The organism is Pseudomonas plecoglossicida NBRC 103162 = DSM 15088 (assembly GCF_000730665.1).
In the GTDB taxonomy this organism is placed as follows: Bacteria; Pseudomonadota; Gammaproteobacteria; order Pseudomonadales; family Pseudomonadaceae; genus Aquipseudomonas; species Aquipseudomonas plecoglossicida.
This window is the reverse complement of the sequence record NZ_BBIV01000013.1, coordinates 1-19,296: the sequence shown is the minus strand read 5'-3', so window position 1 is coordinate 19,296 and position 19,296 is coordinate 1. Positions and strand designations below refer to the sequence as shown.

General features: G+C 60.4%; 13 protein-coding genes. 6 read left to right on the top strand and 7 right to left on the bottom strand.

Going from position 1 to position 19,296, the window contains the following annotated elements; translation table 11 throughout:
* Nucleotides 1–31: 31 nt before the first annotated feature.
* Nucleotides 32–3,673, bottom strand: coding sequence for a transporter substrate-binding domain-containing protein (locus PPL01S_RS09690; RefSeq protein WP_028625661.1), 3,642 nt, complete (start codon nucleotides 3,671–3,673; stop codon nucleotides 32–34).
* Between the two features lie 4 nt (nucleotides 3,674–3,677).
* The gene (locus PPL01S_RS09685) at nucleotides 3,678–4,304 is read right to left on the bottom strand and encodes a response regulator transcription factor (protein ID WP_016394509.1); all 627 of its coding nucleotides are present in this window, start codon (nucleotides 4,302–4,304) and stop codon (nucleotides 3,678–3,680) included.
* Between PPL01S_RS09685 and PPL01S_RS25090 the strand changes: the two genes are divergently transcribed.
* From PPL01S_RS25090 to PPL01S_RS09675, 3 genes are all read left to right on the top strand, one after another.
* The gene (locus tag PPL01S_RS25090; RefSeq protein ID WP_144062892.1) at nucleotides 4,275–4,532 is read left to right on the top strand and encodes a hypothetical protein; all 258 of its coding nucleotides are present in this window, start codon (nucleotides 4,275–4,277) and stop codon (nucleotides 4,530–4,532) included. The genes PPL01S_RS09685 and PPL01S_RS25090 overlap by 30 nt on opposite strands.
* 306 nt (nucleotides 4,533–4,838) lie before the next feature.
* A complete protein-coding gene (locus PPL01S_RS09680; protein ID WP_016394510.1) occupies nucleotides 4,839–6,026 on the top strand; it encodes an MFS transporter in 1,188 nt (395 codons plus the stop codon).
* Between the two features lie 122 nt (nucleotides 6,027–6,148).
* Nucleotides 6,149–6,841 carry an SOS response-associated peptidase family protein gene (locus PPL01S_RS09675; protein ID WP_016394511.1) on the top strand — a complete coding sequence of 231 codons (693 nt, stop codon included), beginning with the start codon at nucleotides 6,149–6,151 and terminating at the stop codon, nucleotides 6,839–6,841.
* Between the two features lie 62 nt (nucleotides 6,842–6,903).
* Here the strand turns inward: PPL01S_RS09675 and PPL01S_RS09670 are convergent, their stop codons facing one another.
* The 5 genes from PPL01S_RS09670 to PPL01S_RS09650 form a co-directional block, all read right to left on the bottom strand.
* Nucleotides 6,904–8,721 (bottom strand): ABC transporter ATP-binding protein/permease, encoded by a 1,818-nt coding sequence (locus PPL01S_RS09670; RefSeq protein ID WP_016394512.1) that lies wholly within the window; start codon nucleotides 8,719–8,721, stop codon nucleotides 6,904–6,906.
* A 201-nt stretch (nucleotides 8,722–8,922) separates the two neighbouring features.
* A complete protein-coding gene (locus PPL01S_RS09665; RefSeq protein ID WP_016394513.1) occupies nucleotides 8,923–9,126 on the bottom strand; it encodes a formate dehydrogenase subunit delta in 204 nt (67 codons plus the stop codon).
* The gene (gene fdhF, locus PPL01S_RS09660; RefSeq protein WP_016394514.1) at nucleotides 9,123–11,993 is read right to left on the bottom strand and encodes a formate dehydrogenase subunit alpha; all 2,871 of its coding nucleotides are present in this window, start codon (nucleotides 11,991–11,993) and stop codon (nucleotides 9,123–9,125) included. Before fdhF ends, PPL01S_RS09665 begins: the two co-directional genes overlap by 4 nt.
* Nucleotides 11,990–13,549, bottom strand: coding sequence for a formate dehydrogenase beta subunit (locus PPL01S_RS09655; RefSeq protein WP_016394515.1), 1,560 nt, complete (start codon nucleotides 13,547–13,549; stop codon nucleotides 11,990–11,992). The genes fdhF and PPL01S_RS09655 overlap by 4 nt, the downstream gene beginning before the upstream one ends.
* The gene (locus PPL01S_RS09650; protein ID WP_016394516.1) at nucleotides 13,543–14,025 is read right to left on the bottom strand and encodes a formate dehydrogenase subunit gamma; all 483 of its coding nucleotides are present in this window, start codon (nucleotides 14,023–14,025) and stop codon (nucleotides 13,543–13,545) included. The genes PPL01S_RS09655 and PPL01S_RS09650 overlap by 7 nt, the downstream gene beginning before the upstream one ends.
* A 379-nt stretch (nucleotides 14,026–14,404) precedes the next feature.
* Between PPL01S_RS09650 and PPL01S_RS09645 the strand changes: the two genes are divergently transcribed.
* The 3 genes from PPL01S_RS09645 (at nucleotide 14,405) to PPL01S_RS24595 (ending at nucleotide 18,903) form a co-directional block, all read left to right on the top strand.
* A complete protein-coding gene (locus tag PPL01S_RS09645) occupies nucleotides 14,405–16,153 on the top strand; it encodes a phosphoethanolamine transferase CptA (protein ID WP_028625662.1) in 1,749 nt (582 codons plus the stop codon).
* Between the two features lie 224 nt (nucleotides 16,154–16,377).
* A complete protein-coding gene (locus tag PPL01S_RS09635; RefSeq protein ID WP_028625663.1) occupies nucleotides 16,378–17,502 on the top strand; it encodes a sensor histidine kinase in 1,125 nt (374 codons plus the stop codon).
* Nucleotides 17,503–17,946: 444 nt separating this feature from the next.
* Complete coding sequence (locus PPL01S_RS24595) at nucleotides 17,947–18,903, top strand: DUF2971 domain-containing protein (protein ID WP_081833309.1); 957 nt, start codon at nucleotides 17,947–17,949, stop codon at nucleotides 18,901–18,903.
* Nucleotides 18,904–19,296 lie beyond the last annotated feature (393 nt).

The following is a 19,296-nucleotide window of genomic DNA, read 5'->3' as shown; positions in this document are numbered from 1 at the left end:
TTCTCGCCCCGCACGCAGGCGCTCGCTCATCCTACTGTATCGGTTCAATTTCACAGGTTTCGAGCAAGGAAATCATATGCTCCATTGCCTGCTGCAAATCATCCAATGCTTGAAGCAAGCGCCCCTCGTCCTCCTGAACGCAAACCTCCTCCAGCGCCTCGCACCGTGCGATCAACCCTTGAGCATTGACGATCCGCGCTCCACCTTTTACCCGATGCGCTAAATCGGCAAGCCCCGGCAAGTCGCGTCGCGCCAGCAACTTGAGCAGCAGACCCAAATCTTTCTCCAGGCAGCTGCTGAGTTCACCGAGTAAACCGTTGATAGCCGAAGGCTTACCATGAGCTACGTGCCTGAGCTCGGACAAATCGATTTCATCGCAGCCGGCAGAGCAGGCACACGGGGGGGGGGCGTCCGGACAAAGTGACTCTATGGTTGCAAGGTACGCCTTAAGCCCCTGCAAACCTATCGGCTTAAATAGGCAATTGTCCATTCCCGCCTCGATGCAGCGCTCCCGCTGCTCTGGCTGGGCGGCAGCCGTCAGGCCTAGAATACGGCAAGGTTCGCGCCCCAATGCGCGCTCTTCCTGGCGGATCGCACTGCTCAACTGGTAACCATTCATGTGCGGCATATTGCAGTCGGTTATAACCACGTCGAAATGGCCTGAACGCCAATCACGAAGCGCCTGTACACCGTCCTCGGCATCCCGCACACAGTGGCCCAGGTAACTCAACTGCTGGCCCAGCAACATTCGATTGGCCGAGTAGTCGTCAACCACCAAAATATTCAGTTTTCGCCCCGGGCTCGCGATATCTTCAACTTCCGTTAACACCTCACCTGCTGGCTCAGCTTGTGGCACCACCAGATTGACGTGAACTTGCGTGCCTTTGCCCAATTCGCTGGTGAGTTGTAACTGCCCGCCCATCATTTCACACAGGGTACGAGAGATCACCAGGCCGAGCCCCGACCCCCCCTGCGCAGCTTGAAAATTACTGCCCACTTGGGCGAACGGGCTGAACAAGCATTGTTGGTCTTCTTCAGAAATTCCCACTCCACTGTCCTCAACCCTCAACAGCAAAGCACAATGGCCTAATTGAGCTTCCTCCAGGCAAAGCGACACGCGTACTCGCCCCTGATGGGTGAATTTGATAGCGTTGCTCAGCAGGTTGGAAAGTATCTGCTTGAAGCGCAAGGGGTCGATCACCACTTCAGTGCCGATGCCCCCCTCAACTTGCAACTGCAAATCAATGCCTTTTTGCCGAGCCAGACCGTCAAATGTCCTGACCACCGAGCGGACAATATCTCGCACGTTGGCCCGCTCCGGCGCCAGTGACAGCCGACCTGATTCAATGCGAGCTATATCAAGGATGTCACCGATCAAACCGAGCAGATCATGCGCGGCACCGGAGGCAACCTCAATAGCCGTGCGATCGATTATTCCGTGATCCGACTTCCTCAATGCCAATTCCAGCATGCCTATCACTGCGTTCATCGGGGTGCGAATTTCGTGACTCATGGTCGCGAGAAATGTGGTTTTTGCGCGGTTCGCGTCATCAGCGACTTGCTTCGCCTCTTGCAACTGCTCAAGCAGTTGCTGACGCTCACTGACATCGATCCAGCCACCGATCATACCGCTAACCTCACCCGCTCGGGTTTTGTAAGGTAGCATCCAATGATAGATAGTACGCACCCGCCCACCCGATAAACGCAGCGGTCGATCCTGCACTTGCGGCACCCCTCGCTTCATGACCGCCAATGCTTCCTGATGATAGTGATAAACTTCATCCGATAGGCACACCGCCAGCTCGTCCAGCGTTTTACCTAAGATGTCCTCACGGCAGACACCAAAGACATCGAGATAGCTGGAGTTACAAATGAGCATGCGCCCGGCACGATCACTGACAAAGATCGGATGAGGCGTTCCATCTATCAGCGCTCGCATGAACTCCAGCTGGTCGCTCAACGCATGTTCGGCCTTCTTGCGCTTATCGACCAAATAGCGCAAGTACAGGATCCAGCCAAATGCCAACAGCAGCAACACGGCGGCAATCAAAAAACCCTGAATGATGGTAGAGCGGTTACGCGCCCAATAACTGCCCTCAATAACAATATCACCCCGCCATCGATCCATGACCTGGTCCATTTCTTCGGGCGTGATACTTAATAGTGCCTTGTTCAAAATGGAATCCAGCGCGGGCTCACCCCGTGTCGTCGCCAAAGAGACGTGCGCCTGCTCAGTCCCGACCGTACTGGTCATGCGCAGCCGCCCGCGATAATCCCAAGCGATAAAGTACTTTGCCATTAAGAATGGCAGCACTGCAGCATCCACCTTGCCCGTTGAAACCATCTCCATGGCAGCCACTACATTGTCGGCAAACGTAATGTTCACACCGGGGTAGTAAGTGGCGATAAAGTCATGCACCACGCACCCTCTGGTCAAGACCAGTGTGCGACCCGCCATGTCATCCAAGGTACTGGGCTGACGCGCGCGCTGTCGGCTGACAAAGACAAACGGGGTCGTCAGGTAGGGCCTGCTGAAATCAAGTTGTTCAGCACGCGGGACACTAGGCACGACCGCCGCCAATATATCTGCCTTACCAGTCGCGACCCAGTCCATCAAATCACTTGCAGACGTACTTGGCAGGACCTCGAACTTGAGCCCTGTGCGCATTTTAATTTTCGTCAAGATGTCAGCGGTAATACCACGAAACTGATCCTGTTCATCGAAGTACGACAGCGGTGCCAGCTGCTCGTGGATGGCGACTTTCAAGCTGGGGTGCTCATCGATCCAACGCTGCTCCTCTGCCGTCAACTGCAGACGAACAATACCTGGGCGCATGACTTCCTGGGCGTTCCACCGATGGAGTATCGATGTCCGCACAGCGGGCGGAATGGCGTCCATTGCAGCATTGATTACTCGCAACAACGGCTCATTAGGGCGGGCCATGGCAAAAGAAAAACCCTGCCCCTCAAGGCGGGAGAAATCTGTCACCTGAACGTTGTTCAGATAATTTTTATTGATTAGGTAATTTGCGCTTATGGAGTCGCCAAGGTAAACGTCTGCCTGGCCGAATGCTACGGCTGCCAAGGCGCTCAACAAAGAAGGGTGCAACTGAATATGCGCTTCAGGATAAAATTTTGAAACGATTTCAGGCGATAGGTAGTGATAGAGCATTGTAACTTTTTTGCCTTCCAGGCCGGACGACAGTACCTCAGTATCGCCCACACGTGTCACCAGGACAGGCTGGTCCTCGGCATAGGGATTGGATTCGACCAGATCAGGATCATTGACCTCGAAACCATTGGCCGTACCCAATAAGTCAACATCGCCATTTTTCAATGCCCTGACCACTTCCCCCCGACTGGAAAACACACGGACATCAATTTCCATGTGCAGCAACTGCCCGATCAGGCCGGCAAAGTCGGCAGTAATCCCCTCTAACCCCTGTGCATTTGCAGTTATCTCGAACGGCGCATAGTCAGGCTGCGACAACCCCAGCACTAAACGCTTCTTCTGCCGCAACCAAATCCAATCGGACTCATCCAGACCAACGCTGTAGCCGTCGACCTGCGCACGGCCAAACAACTTGGCAGGTGATGACTCAGTCGCAAGAATTTCTGCACCAAAGCTCGCAGCAAATAAAAATATAAAGACCGTTAAAATACGCAAAAGCAAATACTCAGATCAGTCCATTGCGCCTTGCAAAATCCGCCAAATAAACAAGCGATTTCACATTGAGCTTGTCAATCAGCCGGATTTTGTACGTGCTCACCGTCTTGCTGCTAATTTGCATGGATTCAGCAATTTCTTTATTACTCATACCCAGTGCCAGCTGTCGCAGAATGATCATTTCTCGATCGGACAGTCGCCTGACCAACTCACGCTCAGTAACTTCTACATCACTTCGACGAACCGAGTTGGCGGACAAGTTTGGGAAATAGGTGTATCCTGACATCACCGCCCGGATGCCCTTGATCAGTTCATTCAGGCCATCGCCCTTTGAAATGTAGCCGGCCGCCCCTGCCTTCATACAGCGCATGGCATAGAATTCCGGCGATTGAGAAGTCAATACGAGAACCTTGGTAGGCACTTCCAGTGCACTAATACGCGCAAGCACCTCTAACCCATCCAATTTCGGTATAGCGATATCGAGCAGAATCAGATCGGGTTGATGATCACAGGCTAGCTGTACGGCCTCTGAGCCATTATCCGTTTCCGCGACCACTCCAAAATTTTCGTCCTTAAGTAGCAGCTTCCCGGCCACTCGAATAACAGCATGGTCGTCAACAATCAAAGCCTTGTACATTTACCCCCCTTCAAGGCACGTGAAAAACGTATTGATAAAGCGAGTCAGAAGCCAATCATCCACCGGCAGTTTTTTTGCGAATACAAAAATATCAACGCTAAAAACAGCTTGATTGCCGACAATAATTTGGCGCGGGTGTTTGTAGCGATTGGCCGCCGAAAATTATCCCATATCAGCAACGTAAATAGCTACACCCTATCAAGCGTGGGCCTGCCCTCTGTAGCGTGATCACCCCAGCTCCTCCTGCACCACGCCAACGCGCATTTACGCCGACAATGCTCCCTCAGTAAACTTCGGCTAAATACCTACCCCAGACGGCGTTGATAACGCGCCCCATCATCGCTTGGATTTGCAACTGTATTAACATACCCATCGTCCACCAGCATAAGTCCTATTGTGATTCTCACCTTTAGTGAACGGCTGTGCATTTTTAACAATCCAACGTGCCGCATGCCCAGCTGCGCCTTCCTTTAGGCTCATTGCGCAGCTAAGCTCCAGCGTCAGAAGCCGATAGTGAGCTTGTGCGGGAATACCATGCAGACAGACACCGCCAGGTCGTTGACCAAGCTTCCGCGCAGCGTCTGGGCACTGGGTTTCGTTTCGATGTTCATGGACATTTCATCGGAGATGATTCATGCCCTGCTGCCGCTGTACATGGTCACCGTACTCGGCACCTCGGTCGTGGCTGTTGGCTTCATCGAGGGCATCGCCGAAGCGACTGCATCGATCACCAAGGTGTTCTCCGGCGCGCTCAGCGATCGACTGGGCAGGCGCAAGCTATTGACGGTGCTGGGTTACGGCCTGGGAGCCGTTGCCAAGCCGATGTTTCCTATGGCGCCAGGGCTGGAGTGGTTGACTGTGGCGCGCTTTGTTGATCGCATCGGCAAGGGTGTCCGTGGCGCCCCAAGAGATGCTCTGGTGGCTGATGTGACCCCACTCGAATTGCGCGGGGCGGCATTTGGCCTACGCCAGGCACTCGATAACGTCGGCGCGTTTTTGGGACCATTGTTCGCGATCATGCTGATGTGGCTTACGGCGAGCCACTTCCGGACGGTGTTCTGGCTGGCGGTGATACCGGCCTTCATGGCCGTCTATATCCTCGTTGCCTTCGTAAGCGAACCCGAGACTGCATTCAGCACGCGACCGCGGCCGCCCCCATTGACGCCGCATCAACTCAGGCGCTTGAGCCCAACGTACTGGCGCCTGGTCGGCCTGGCCTTGATATTCACCTTGGCCCGCTTCAGCGAAGCATTCTTGCTGCTGCGCGCGCAGGACATGGGCCTGGCGCCATTATGGGCGCCGGCAGTGCTGGCACTCATGGCTCTGGTCTATGCGCTATCGGCCTATCCCGCCGGCGTTCTGTCAGACCGCGCAGGCCGCCGTGGTGTGCTAATCATGGGGTTAGCCTTGCTGATCGCCGCTGATTTGCTCTTGGCCCTATTGCCCGGTTGGGTCGGGCTTGTGCTCGGGGTGGCCGCCTGGGGGCTGCATCTGGGCTTTACCCAAGGCACCTTCGCCGCACTGATCGCCGACAATGCGCCAGCCAACCTGCGCGGTACGGCGTTCGGCATTTTCAACTTGTTGACGGGCATGGCACTACTGGCCGCCAGCGTTGTCGCCGGCCTGCTGTGGGACGGCGCCGGGTTTCAGGCGACCTTTCTAGTGGGGGCCGTATTTGCGAGCATCACCCTCGCGGGAGTAGTGCTATTGCGCTTTGGCTAATAGGCAAGCTCGGCGCAGTAGGCCGGCGCGAGGATGCAAGGCCTGGCACGGCCGTGAGCTATAACTGTACGCAGAAGCCGGAACCGCGAAACAGATCACGATAACGTAGGGGGGCAAACGCCATGTGTGGACGCTTCGCCCAGTATCAGGGCCACGCCGACTATCTGGGTGCGTTGGACGTCGCACAAAGTGACATCAGCGGCTACGACAACCGGCCCGTCGGCCGTTACAACGTCGCCCCCGGCAGCCGCGTGCTGATCCTGCACAACGCCGCCGACGGCCTGCGCATCGACCCGTGCCATTGGGGCTGGGCGCCGTTCTGGGCCACCGGCAAGCGGCCCGCGCCGATCAATGCGCGGGTGGAGACGGTGACCACCGGCAAGTTCTTCAAGGCGCTGTGGCCCCAGGGGCGGGCGCTGGTGATGGCCGACGGGTGGTACGAATGGGTAGTCGACCCGCAGGATCCCAAGCGCAAGCAGCCCTACTTCATTCACCTGAAAAGCCGGGCGCCGATGTTCATGGCGGCACTGGCCGAGGTGCATGTGGGGCTGGAGCCGAACGAGGGGGATGGATTCGTGATCATCACCGCCGCGAGTGACGCGGGGATGGTCGATATCCATGACCGGCGGCCACTGGTGCTGGGGCCGGCGGATGCGCGGGCCTGGATCGACCCCGAGGTGCCCGCCGAGGAGGCCGAGCGCCTGGCAAGGGAGCAGTGCCTGCCGGTGGAGGCGTTCGAGTGGTTTGCGGTGGGCAAGGAGGTGGGGAATGTGCGCAATGAGGGGGCGCAGTTGATCGTGATGCACGACGTTTGAATGTCTGGGCATTGAAAGGCCCTATCGCCGGCAAGCCGGCGATAGGGCCTGTACAGAAGCAGCTAGACCTGCAGTTCAACCTCCGGCCGCTGCTCCAGGAACGACCACCCACCCTGCCCGTCCACTTCCAGCCGATGGGTATGGAAATTCGCCAGCGTACTGCGGTGCCCGACGCTCACCAGCAAGGTCTGCGGCATCTCGCTACGCAACAGCGAATACAGCGCATGCTCCAGCCCTTCATCCATCGCCGAAGTGGACTCGTCGAGGAACACCACCTGTGGCCGGTTGAACAGCACCCGGGCGAATGCCAGGCGCTGCTGCTCGCCGACCGACAGGATGTGCGACCAGTCGCAGCTCACCTCCAGCCGCTCGGCCAGGTGTGCCAGGTTGACCTGGCGCAGGGCCTGCTGCATGCGCGGCATATCCTCGGGCGTACTGCCCGACGGATAGGCGATGGCGGTGCGCAGGTCGCCCAACGGCAAGTACGGGCGCTGCGAGAGGAACAACGCCTCACTGCCCATGGGCCGCCGGACCTCACCTTCGGCATAGGGCCACAGGCCCGCCAGCGCGCGCAGCAAGGTGGTCTTGCCGCTACCCGAGGGGCCCTTGATCAGCAGCGCCTGGCCGGCCCGCAGGCGCAGGTCGAGGTCGGCGATCAGCGCGTGGCCATCGGGGCGCAGCACCTGCAGGCCGCTGATATCCAGGGCCTGGGCCTGCTCCTCGGTGAGCACCCGCGGCAGCGCGCTGGCCTGCTGGTTGGCGTCGAGAAAACCGGTCAGACGGTCGAGCGTGGCGCGGTACTGGGCGAAGGTGTCGTAGGACTCGCGGAAGAACGACAGCGAATCCTGCACCTGGCCGAATGCCTGGGAGGTCTGCATGACATCGCCCAGCTTGATCGCGCCACTGAAGAACCGGGGCGCCTGGAGAATGAACGGAAACACCACGGCAACCTGGCTGACGCCCAGGTTGAAGCCGCTGAACTTCAGGTTCCGGAACACCAACGCCCAGACATTGACGATCAACGCACCGAAGCGGCCGAGCAAGGTCGCACGCTCCACCGGTGCACCCTGGTAGAAAGCGATGTTCTCGGCGTTCTCGCGCAGGCGCATCAACGCGTAACGGAAGTTGGCGGTGAGTTTTTCGTTGAGGAAGTTCAGGCGGATCAACGGCTGGCCAAGGCGGAAGGCGATCCAGGTGGCGACCAGCACATAGACGTAGACCGCGAACACCATCGCCCGCGGTATTTCGTACCCGGCCACCGCCAGCGGCGCCGACAAGCCCCAGAGGATGCCGGTGAAGGCGACCAGCGACACCAGCGCACTGACCGCGCCCAGGGCCAGCGACACCGAGTTGGTGACGTAGGCGTTGATGTCCAGTTCGATACGCTGGTCGGGGTTGTCCACCGGGTGTTCGAGGAACTGGCCACGGTAGTAGGCATCGCCGTGCATCCAGTCGCCGGTCAGGCGCTCGGTCAGCCACACACGCCACTGGATGCTGAACGCCTGGGTCACGTAGAAGGTGAACAGTGAGCGCAGCACATGGATGGTCGCCAGCACCGCGAACACCCCGAGCAGGTACCAGAACGCCGTTTGGTCGAGGGCCTGCAAGGCGCTGTAGAAGCCGTTGTACCAGAACGAGAACAGCACGTTCAGGCGCACCGAGAACAGCGTCAGTACCAGCAGCAGGGCGAACACCAGCAAGGGCCGCCAGCTACGGCGGAAGGTGAAGTAAGGCCCGGCCAGTTGCCAGAACTGACTGCCCCAGCGCGTGTAGCGCACAGCCAGGGCGGCGGCGCCGGTGAAGCCGATGAGGGTGATGAACGAGGCGATTGCAAGCCAGCTCAGGCTCTCTTGCAGGGCCTGGTGCCAGTTCATTTCCATGGTGGGGTATCCGTGCAGAGTGTTTCCGCGAGCGTAGCATTGCCCCGGGATGACTTTGCTTTATATGACGGACATTTCATTTTGTCCGTACCGGCCTTATCGCCGGCAAGCCGGTTCCCACAGGGATCACCACAGACCTCATGCTCTGTGGGTTCCCTGTAGGAGCTGGCTTGCCAGCGATAGGGCCCGTGCAGCCAACCGCTAACCCAGTGCCTCCACCACCTTGGGGTCCAGCCCCTCCCCCGCATGGGCCGCTATCCATTCCCCCAGCTGCTGACGCATGGCCGGCGTCCAGAAGCTCTGCAGATGCTGCCTGACGCCTTTCACCGCCAGCTCATGACTCGGTTCGCTGTCGAAGTAATGGGCAATCTGGTTGGCCATCTTGACCAGGTTGTCGCTGCTCATCGGCGCACCTCGGCTTTCTCCGCAGTCCGCCGTTCCTCGAGCAGGCGCCGCTGTTCATCACTGAAGTCCTGGTAACGCTTCTGCCACTGCGACGGCTGGAACACCTTCACCACCTCCACAGCCGTGACCTTGTACTCGGGGCAGTTGGTGGCCCAGTCGGAATTGTCGGTGGTGATCACGTTGGCACCGGACTCGGGGAAGTGGAACGTGGTGTACACCACCCCCGGCGCCACCCGGCCACTGACCTTGGCGCGCAGCACCGTCTGCCCCGCACGGCTGCCGATGCCGACCCAGTCGCCATCACGGATACCCCGGCTTTCGGCGTCGGTCGGGTGGATTTCCAGGCGGTCGGCATCATGCCAGGCGACGTTGCCGGTGCGTCGGGTCTGGGCGCCGACGTTGTACTGGCTGAGGATGCGCCCGGTGGTCAGCAGCAACGGGTAGCGGCTGTTGACCTTCTCGTCGGTGGGCACGTAGCCGGTGAGCATGAAGCGCCCCTTGCCGCGCACGAACTGGTCGATGTGCATGGTCGGGGTGCCGTCGGGCGCTGCGTCGTTGCACGGCCACTGCAGGCTGCCATGGCGGTCGATCTCGGCGTAGCTGACCCGGTGGAACGTCGGCGTCAGGCGGGCGATCTCGTCCATGATCTCGGACGGATGGCGGTAGTTCATCGGGTAACCCAACGCATTGGCCAGGGCCACGGTAGCTTCCCAGTCGGCCTTGCCGGCCAGCGGCTCCATGACCTTGCGCACCCGCGAAATACGGCGCTCGGCGTTGGTGAAGGTGCCGTCCTTTTCCAGGAACGAGCTGCCCGGCAGGAACACGTGGGCGAACTTGGCCGTCTCGTTGAGGAAGATGTCCTGCACCACCACGCACTCCATGGCCCGCAAGGCTGCGGTGACGTGCTGGGTATTGGGGTCGCTCTGGGCGATGTCCTCGCCTTGGCAGTACAGGGCCTTGAAGCTGCCGTCCAGGGCTGCCTCGAACATATTGGGGATGCGCAGGCCCGGGTCGGGCTGCAGGGTCACCCCCCAGGCCTGCTCGAACTCGGCGCGCACGCCTTCGTTGGAGATGTGCCGGTAGCCAGGCAACTCGTGGGGGAACGAGCCCATGTCGCACGAGCCCTGCACGTTGTTCTGACCACGCAGCGGGTTCACCCCTACCCCTTCGCGGCCAATGTTGCCGGTGGCCATGGCCAGGTTGGCGATGCCCATCACTGCGGTACTGCCCTGGCTGTGCTCGGTCACGCCCAGGCCGTAGTAGATCGCAGCATTGCCACCGCTGGCATACACCCGGGCAGCGGCGCGGATCTGTTCGGCGGGCACGCCGCACACCGGGCCCAGGACTTCCGGGGCATTGTCCGCCAGGCTGACGAAATCGCGCCAGCGGGCAAAGTCCTCGGTTTCGCAGCGGGCGTCGATGAAACGCTGGGCCAGCAGGCCCTCGGTGACAATCACGTGGGCCAGGGCATTGAGCATGGCGACGTTGGTGCCCGGGCGCAGTTGCAGGTGCAATTCGGCACGGGCGTGAGGCGAGTCGACCAGGTCGATGCGCCGCGGGTCGATGACGATCAGCCGCGCGCCCTGGCGCAGCCGGCGCTTGAGCTGCGAGCCGAACACCGGGTGCGCGTCGGTGGGGTTGGCGCCGATCACCAGGATCACGTCGGCCTGCATCACCGAATCGAAGCTCTGGGTGCCGGCCGACTCGCCCAGGGTCTGCTTGAGGCCGTAGCCGGTAGGCGAATGGCAGACCCGCGCACAGGTATCGACGTTGTTGTTGCCAAACGCCGTGCGCACCAGTTTCTGCACCAGGTAGGCTTCCTCGTTGGTGCAACGGCTGGAGGTGATGCCACCAATCGAGTCGCGCCCGTACTTGAGCTGGATGCGCCGGAACTCGCTGGCCGCGTAGGTGACGGCCTCGTCCCAGCCGACTTCCTGCCACGGGTCTTCCAGGCGCTTGCGGATCATCGGTTTGGTGATGCGATCCGGGTGGGTGGCGTAGCCCCAGGCGAAGCGGCCCTTGACGCAGGCGTGGCCGTGGTTGGCGCCGCCGTTCTTGTCCGGGACCATGCGCACCAGCTGATCGCCCTTCATCTCGGCGCGGAACGAACAGCCGACCCCGCAATAGGCGCAGGTGGTGATCACCGCACGCTCTGGCTGGCCAAGCTGGACCAGGCTCTTTTCAGTCAGCGTTGCCGTCGGGCAGGCCTGTACGCAGGCACCGCACGAGACGCATTCGGACGACAGGAAGTCGTCGCCGCCCGCAGCCGCCACCCGCGACTCGAAGCCACGCCCGGTGATGGTCAGGGCGAAGGTGCCCTGGATGTCCTCGCAGGCGCGCACGCAGCGGCTGCAGACGATGCACTTGCTGGGCTCGTAGTCGAAGTACGGGTTGGACACGTCCTTTTTCTCGGCCAGGTGGTTGGCACCGTCGTAGCCGTAACGCACTTCACGCAGGCCGACCTGGCCGGCGACGGTCTGCAGCTCGCAGTTGCCATTGGCCGAGCAGGTCAGGCAGTCCAGCGGGTGGTCGGAGATGTACAGCTCCATGACGTTGCGCCGCAGGTCGGCCAGGCGCGGGGTTTGCGTGCGCACCACCATGCCCTCGCTGACCGGCGTGGTGCAGGACGCCGGGTAGCCGCGCATGCCGTCGATCTCCACCATGCACATGCGACACGAGCCGAAGGCTTCCAGGCTGTCGGTGGCGCAAAGCTTGGGGATGCTGGTGCCGAGCATGGCGGCGGCGCGCATCACCGACGTGCCGACAGGCACGCTGATGCTGCGGCCGTCGATGTTCAGGCTGACCTGCACGTCGCTGTCACGGGCGGGCGTTCCCAGGTCGGTCTCAGGGTCGAAGTAGTTGATCACTGCGCGGCCTCCGGGGTGGTCAGGCCGAAATCGGCGGGGAAGTACTTGAGGGCGCTGGCCACCGGATAAGCGGTCATGCCGCCCATGGCGCACAGCGAGCCGTACTGCATCGTGTCGCACAGGTCGCGCAGAAGCAGGGCCTGGTCGTGGCGCTCACTGAAGTCGCTGGTGGCGATCAACCGATCGACCACCTCCATGCCACGCGTCGAACCGATCCGGCACGGGGTGCATTTGCCGCAGGACTCCTCGGCGCAGAACTGCAGGGCGAAGCGCGCCATGCTGGCCATGTTCAGGGTGTCGTCGGCCACCACCACGCCACCGTGGCCCAGCATCGCGCCCATGGCGGCGAAGGCCTCGTAGTCCAGCGGTGTGTCGAAATGGCTGGGCGGGACCCAGGCACCGAGCGGGCCGCCGACCTGGGCGGCCTTGAGCGGTCGGCCGCTGGCGGTGCCGCCGCCGTAACCTTCCACCAGTTCGCGCAAGGTCAGGCCGAAAGCCCGTTCCACCAGGCCGCCGTGGCGAATGTTGCCGGCCAGCTGGAACGGCATGGTGCCCAGCGAGCGGCCCATGCCGAAGTCGCGGTAGAACGCCGCGCCCTTGGCCAGGATGGTCGGCACCGAGGCCAGGGTGAGCACGTTGTGCACCAGCGTCGGCAGGCCGAACAAGCCCTGCAAGGCCGGTAGCGGCGGCTTGGCGCGAACGATGCCGCGCTTGCCTTCGAGCGATTCGAGCAGGGCGGTTTCCTCACCACAGATGTAGGCGCCGGCACCTACCCGGACTTGCAGGTCGAACGCCTGGCCGCTGCCGGCCACGTCAGTGCCGAGGTAGCCGGCGTCGCGGGCGATGGCCAAGGCCTGGTCGAGCACGCGGATCGCATCGGGGTATTCCGAGCGCACATAGATGTAGCCCTTGTCGGCTGCCACGGCGAGGCCGGCGATGATCATGCCTTCGATCAGCAAAAACGGGTCGCCTTCCATCAGCATGCGGTCAGCGAAGGTACCGGAGTCGCCTTCGTCGGCATTGCAGACCACGTACTTCTGCCCTGCCCCGGCGTCACGCACGGTGCGCCACTTGATCCCGGCGGGAAACGCCGCGCCACCCCGGCCGCGCAGGCCGGAATCGAGCACGGCGGCAACCACCTCGGCGCCGCCCAGTGCCACGGCCTGCTCCAGGCCCGTGAAGCCGCCATGGGCACGGTAGTCCTCCAGCGACAGCGGCCGGGTCACCCCCGCCCGGGCGAACAGCAGGCGCTGCTGACTCTTCAGGTAAGGGATGTCGTCGACCAGCCCCAGCGCCAGCGAATGCCCGCCAGGCTCGCCGAGCAAGGCGTCGAGCAGTGCGGGCGCATCCTCGGGGGCAACCGGGCCAAAGCCCTGGCGCCCTTGCGCGCTGTCACACTCCACCAGTGGCTCCAGCCAGTACAGGCCGCGCGAACTGGTGCGCTGGATATCGATCGCCAGCTGGCGACGCTCGGCCTCACGTTGCAAGGCCACGGCGACTTGGTCAGCCCCCACGGCACGCGCGACGGAGTCGCAGGAAATGAACAGCTTCAGCATGCTGGCTCCTCCAGGCAACCGTTCACCAGCGCGCGCAGGCGCTCGGGGGTGAGCCGTGCGTGTACCTGACCATCGAGCTCCAGGGCCGGCGAACAGGCGCAGGCGCCCAGGCAATACACCGGGCGCAGGCTGATGGCCCCGTCGGCGCTGGTGCCATGGTCGTCCAGCGCCAGTTGCTCACGCAGTTGCGCAGCCAGGGCCTCGCTGCCCCGGCTCTGGCACGACTCGGCCCGGCACAGGCGCAGGGTGTGGCGGGCCGGCGGCGTGCTGCGGAAATCGTGGTAGAAGCTGATCACCCCGCGTACTTCGGCAAGGCTGAGGTTGAGGGCGTGGGCAATGTCGGGCACGGCGGCATCGGGAATGAAACCGATGGCCTCCTGGATGGCGTGGAGGATCGGCAACAAGGCGCCGGGCGTGTCCTTCTGGCGATTCAGGATGCTGTGGATCACGGGCAGGTGAAGCAGTTCATCAGGCATACAGCGGACCTCGGCATCACGGACCCTGCCTGAATGATTGTAGGGGGGCAGGTATCCAGCGTGTTCTGCTGCGGCAAACCTTCCACGTCACGGTTGCGTGGCTGTCTGTCTGTCGCCTCCTTTGCCGATGGCCGTGCGTCTGCGCGCACTGGGCTCATGGGCATCCACAAGCATGGCATTTGTGACGCCGCGAGGTTGCATGCGAGCGACCAGGCGCATCCTGAAACCGACCTGAGCGAAGATGAGCAAAGTGCCAGTTCAGCAACGATAGAGACGTTTTCGGCGCCACCTTGACGTTATTTTCACACCCTTCCCGTTAGCGTCACCCCCCTCTTCGGCAGTCGCCCATCTGGCTGCCGCCATGGTTTACGAGGCACACGTGGCAAACACTGCATCCCCATCCTCGCCTACGCGCGTGGACTGGGCCGGCCTGGGCTGGCTCCTGCTGTTCTTCTGGTATTTTTCCGGCGTCACCCAGGCGCTTCTGCTGTTCAGTGGCACCACCGGCTTCGCAGGCTTTCGCGATTCGCTGTTCCTCAGCACCCTGTGGCTTGCCCCGGTGCTGTTGCTGCCGCGCTTCACCCGCGCCACGGCTGCGGTCATCGGCCTGGTGCTGTGGGCTGCCTCGCTGGTCGGCCTGAGCTATTTCGGCATCTATCGCCAGGAATTCTCGCAAAGCGTGATCTTCGTGATGTTCGAGTCGAACACCGCCGAAGCGAGCGAATATTTCAGCCAGTACTTCAGCCTCTGGATGATGCTGGCATTGCTGCTGTATACCGTGGGCGCCGTACTGCTGTGGAAACGCCTGCGCCCGGTCACCCTGCCCCTGCGCAGCCGCCTGCCGGTGGTCGTGCTGTTGCTGGCCGCCACCCTGGTGTTCCCGTTCTACAAGCAGATGGTCAAACAGGAGCGCAACTTCGCCGATGCCCTGGAGAAGGTCCAGCAACGCATGGAGCCCGCGGTGCCCTGGCAGCTGCTGGTCGGCTACAAGCAGTACCGCCAGCAACTGGACAACATGCAGTCGCTGCTGGCCAAGAACGCTGCGCTGCCGCCCCTGCAGGCGCTGAAGGACAGCAGCGGTGACGCCCCCCGCACCCTGGTGCTGATCCTCGGCGAGTCGACCACCCGCGAGCACATGCGCCTGTATGGCTACAACCGCGACACCACGCCAAACCTCGACGCCCTGGCCGCCAGCGACAAAAGCCTGACCGTGTTCCAGAATGTGGTTTCACCGCGGCCCTACACCATCGAGGTGATGCAACAGATCCTGACCTTCGGCGACGAGCAGAACCCCGACCGCTTCCTCACCGATCCGTCGCTGATCAACCTGATGAAGCAGGCAGGCTACAAGACCTTCTGGATCACCAACCAGCAGACCATGACCAAGCGCAACACCATGCTCACCTCCTTCTCGCAGCAGACGGATGTGCCGGTGTACCTGAACAACCAGCGCAGCCAGAACGCCCGGCAATATGACGATGTGGTGCTGGCGCCCTTCGAGAAGGCCCTGCAGGACCCTGCCAGGAACAAGTTCATCATCATCCACCTGCTCGGCACGCACATGGACTACCGCTATCGCTACCCGAAAGCGTACGAGCACTTCACCGACCGCCAGGGCGTGCCGGGTGCGCTGAGCGACAGCCAGGCGCAGACCTACAACTTCTATGACAATGCCGTGCGCTACAACGACTACGTGGTGTCCAGCCTGATCAAGCGCTATGCGGCCAGCACCCCCAATGGTTTCCTGATGTACCTGTCGGACCATGGCGAGGATGTCTACAGCTCGGGCACGCATGACCGCCTGGGCCGCAACGAAGGCGCGCCGACCCGGCCGATGTACACCATCCCGTTCCTGCTGTGGACCTCCCCGAGCTGGCAGGCCGCCCACCCGCGCGACCTGCAGGCCATGGCCAACCGGCCCTACAGCAGTTCGCACCTGATCCATACGCTGTCGGACCTGGCCGGGTTGAGCTATGACCGCTTCGAGCCGGCGAAAAGCCTGGTGAGCGCGCAGTTCGTGGTGGCGCCGCGGTGGATCGGCGACCCGTACCGCAAGGATGGCCTGCATGAGTTCGACCTGTTGCCGCAGGACAAGGCGCAGCGGGTGCAGGAGACTGCGGCCAAATAGGGCAACCCACCCTGCAAAGGCCGATCCGGCGGGTCTATGACTGCGCCGGATCGGCCTTTTTGTTTGTTGCGCTGGTGGACTGCCCAGCCTTCCCGCCGGTCCAGCCTTGCACCGGTACCGCGCTCAAATACTGCAGGGCCAGCCCCCTGACGCTTGACCCGAGCTGCAACCTCGCTAAATATTCTACGACGTCGCAGAAACCCGCACAGCGCAGGAAGGCACCCATGCGTCTCGCACAGTTCATTCTCGGCAATCTTGAATCGATCCTGCAGGAATGGGACACCTTCGCCCGGACAGTCGAGACCTCACAGCCCGCCCTGAATCAGAAGAGTCTGAGAAACGACGCAGAACAGATTCTCAAAACGGTGGCCAAGGACCTTCTCACGCCGCAAACCGCCCAGCAGCAGCAGGACAAGTCCCGCGGTCTGAGCCCTGTATCCGCAGAGGATAGCGCCGCACAGACCCACGCCGTGCTGCGTCTTACCGATGGTTTCACCCTGGATCAGATGGTCGCGGAATACCGTGCCCTTCGGGCGAGCGTGCTCAGGTTGTGGCTGGCGGACGAACAAGGCCCGGTTTCCCTGCAGCTCGAGGACATGGTGCGCTTCAACGAAGCCATCGACCAGGCACTGGGCGAGTCCATCACCTCGTATGGCAATGCGGTCGAAACCACGCGCAAGACAGTGCTGGCGGTGCTCGGGCACGACTTGCGCACGCCACTGACGGCCGTGCTGATGGGCAGCCAGTTGCTGGAAAGGAGCCTGCCGAGCCCGAGCCGAGAGCGTGATATCGCCACTCAAATTACGGTCAGTGCCCAACGCGCCAACCACATGATTCACGACCTGCTCGACCTGGCCCGTTGCAACCTGGGTATTGGCTTGCCTGTCGAGCCGGAAAACACCGAACTGTGTGGCATTTGTCGCTCGATCATCGACGAAGTCAGATTGGCGAACCCGAAAGTCGACATCATTTTCGACGACGCCGAACAGGTCACCGGGCAATTCGACCCGAACCGCATCGCTCAGGTCTTCTCCAACCTGATCAGCAACGCGGTGCTGCATGGCGATGTCCACCGTCCAATCAGGGTCGACCTCAAGCGGGAAGTCTCGGCAGTACGGTTTCAGGTACAAAATCACGGCGACCCCATACCACCCAGTGCCCTGCCCCATTTGTTCAATCCGCAGGGCCGGTACTCTTCATATTCGGATGACTCGAAAGATCGGTCACAGGGCCTGGGCCTGGGCCTGTTCATCGCGGCGCAGATCGTCGAAGGGCACGGCGGACGCATCGATGTCACCTCCGATGCAGAGCAAGGCACGCGTTTTGCGATCATTTTGCCGAACCCGTAGCGGGCTACTCCTGCGGCCTGCGCGCGCGATGGCTGGGGTCTGTTGTAGAATGTCGGCCTTGTCGCGCCTTATCCCTTATGGGTGAGTCGTACCGGGCACTCCTCCGTAATTCGGTAACAAACACGTTGAACGAAATCACTGCAAAACCCGGCTCAAAGCCAATGACCACGCGCCCTGAGCCGTCCCGCCGCTTCAGCGTTGCACCGATGATGGATTGGGCACATTTTTCCCTAAAGCCTTAATTTACAAGCCATTCAGCCACACCAATGTCATCGCGTACCATTTTTGTACCACCTACGTAACGAAACAAGCGAAGCCTCGGACCGATTCATCCCACCTAGCGATGGCGTCATGGGCGTCTACCCATTCTCTTTATAAAACAGAAAAAAGCTGGCAAAGTGCCACAAAAATCGCGTTCCACTTTTTGCCGAGGAGCACCCTGCCATGGAAGCGCCAAAAAACCTCTACAAATATATGGGTCCAGATATCTCTAATAGATTTTTGGTAGACGGCGAGAGATGCACAATTAAGCTCTCATACCTAAAAGACTACAATGACCCATTTGAGTTCTTTTTGACGATCGACTACAACCAAGAACCTGAGATTCTTGCGTACTACAACGAAATTATCTCAATGGTAACGCAGCAGCCCGTCACCTGCTTCTCAAAATCCCCAATTAGCACTCCGATGTGGGCGCACTACGCCTCAAATTCTCAAGGCTTTGTAGCCGAAATCAATGAGACGGCACTTAATCAATGGTTGGACTCACAAGAGGCTGATCCAAGTTTTGGCGACATCGACTACAGAGACACCCCTAGCGAAGGGATACTGAACCTGCTGCAGCAAGCGTACGTTACTTGCAAACCACGACACACTGGATGGCTCTGGCAAAGCGTAGGGGCCAGAGCCTACTTCACCAAGCAGACTTGTTGGAGCTACGAGCAAGAGCGCCGACTTATCACAAGTAAGAAGGTGGCAAGTAAAATAAACGACAACCTTTCGCTACTATACTTTCCATCAAACTGCGTTACAGCAATAATCGCAGGCGCCAAAGCTTCGAACGAAACAAAAGAAACACTTAAAGAAGTGGCAAAATCTGCCAATTGCAAATATTTCGAAATGCATATAGGTAAAAGTTCTACAAGTCCATTCCTATTGGATAGCACTAACAACACACACGTCTTCCAAAATGGCGGAATTACACCGCACCCTGAAAACTGCGACAATTGCAAAGAACCCAAAACCAATCAAGCTTCAAAGCTTTGCTCATGGTGCAACATCAATGAACGACACGAAAATAATGCCGCGTCGAGAAATGCATTTCGAACGCTGAACAATGCCGGGATCCTTGATATGTATCTCGATAGGTTCCTTGAGATCGGCAAAAATCTCGGGAAATAGAACTATCTTGGCATACTCCAATTGTGCTGCAGTAGGAAAGGGAAAAGGCGCCCAAGCCCCACAGTACCGGGGTTTGGGCGCTTTTTTGCATTCTGGCGTCAACAGGGGCACGGGCATGGATTGGCATTGAATGGCGCATGGTTTGCCCCATTTTTGCCCCAAGGAAAGACCTAGTCGCGCTCACGGAGGCCGAGCCGAACACGCACCGAGAGTGCCTCAACCAAGGATAGGGATTTGAACCCGCCCGCGCAACCTCACAGGCCTGAACACGCCCTATTTTCCAACTGACTCAGCTTCTGCGATTGGCCTCAGAAGGCCCAACGCGGCCCTAATTTTGCCCTAGAAATTTCACCTTTCGACTGGAAATCCGCAACGAGTGGGTTTAGTCGTTTG

Excerpts from the sequence above, each read along its gene's own strand:
- PPL01S_RS09680 (WP_016394510.1), top strand. The coding sequence starts at position 4,839 with ATGCAGACAGACACCGCCAGGTCGTTGACCAAGCTTCCGCGCAGCGTC.
- PPL01S_RS24595 (WP_081833309.1), top strand. The coding sequence starts at position 17,947 with ATGGAAGCGCCAAAAAACCTCTACAAATATATGGGTCCAGATATCTCT.
- PPL01S_RS09675 (WP_016394511.1), top strand. The coding sequence starts at position 6,149 with ATGTGTGGACGCTTCGCCCAGTATCAGGGCCACGCCGACTATCTGGGT.
- PPL01S_RS25090 (WP_144062892.1), top strand. The coding sequence starts at position 4,275 with ATGGTCGTCAACAATCAAAGCCTTGTACATTTACCCCCCTTCAAGGCA.
- PPL01S_RS09635 (WP_028625663.1), top strand. The coding sequence starts at position 16,378 with ATGCGTCTCGCACAGTTCATTCTCGGCAATCTTGAATCGATCCTGCAG.
- PPL01S_RS09670 (WP_016394512.1), bottom strand. The coding sequence starts at position 8,721 with ATGGAAATGAACTGGCACCAGGCCCTGCAAGAGAGCCTGAGCTGGCTT.
- PPL01S_RS09665 (WP_016394513.1), bottom strand. The coding sequence starts at position 9,126 with ATGAGCAGCGACAACCTGGTCAAGATGGCCAACCAGATTGCCCATTAC.
- PPL01S_RS09650 (WP_016394516.1), bottom strand. The coding sequence starts at position 14,025 with ATGCCTGATGAACTGCTTCACCTGCCCGTGATCCACAGCATCCTGAAT.
- PPL01S_RS09685 (WP_016394509.1), bottom strand. The coding sequence starts at position 4,304 with ATGTACAAGGCTTTGATTGTTGACGACCATGCTGTTATTCGAGTGGCC.
- PPL01S_RS09655 (WP_016394515.1), bottom strand. The coding sequence starts at position 13,549 with ATGCTGAAGCTGTTCATTTCCTGCGACTCCGTCGCGCGTGCCGTGGGG.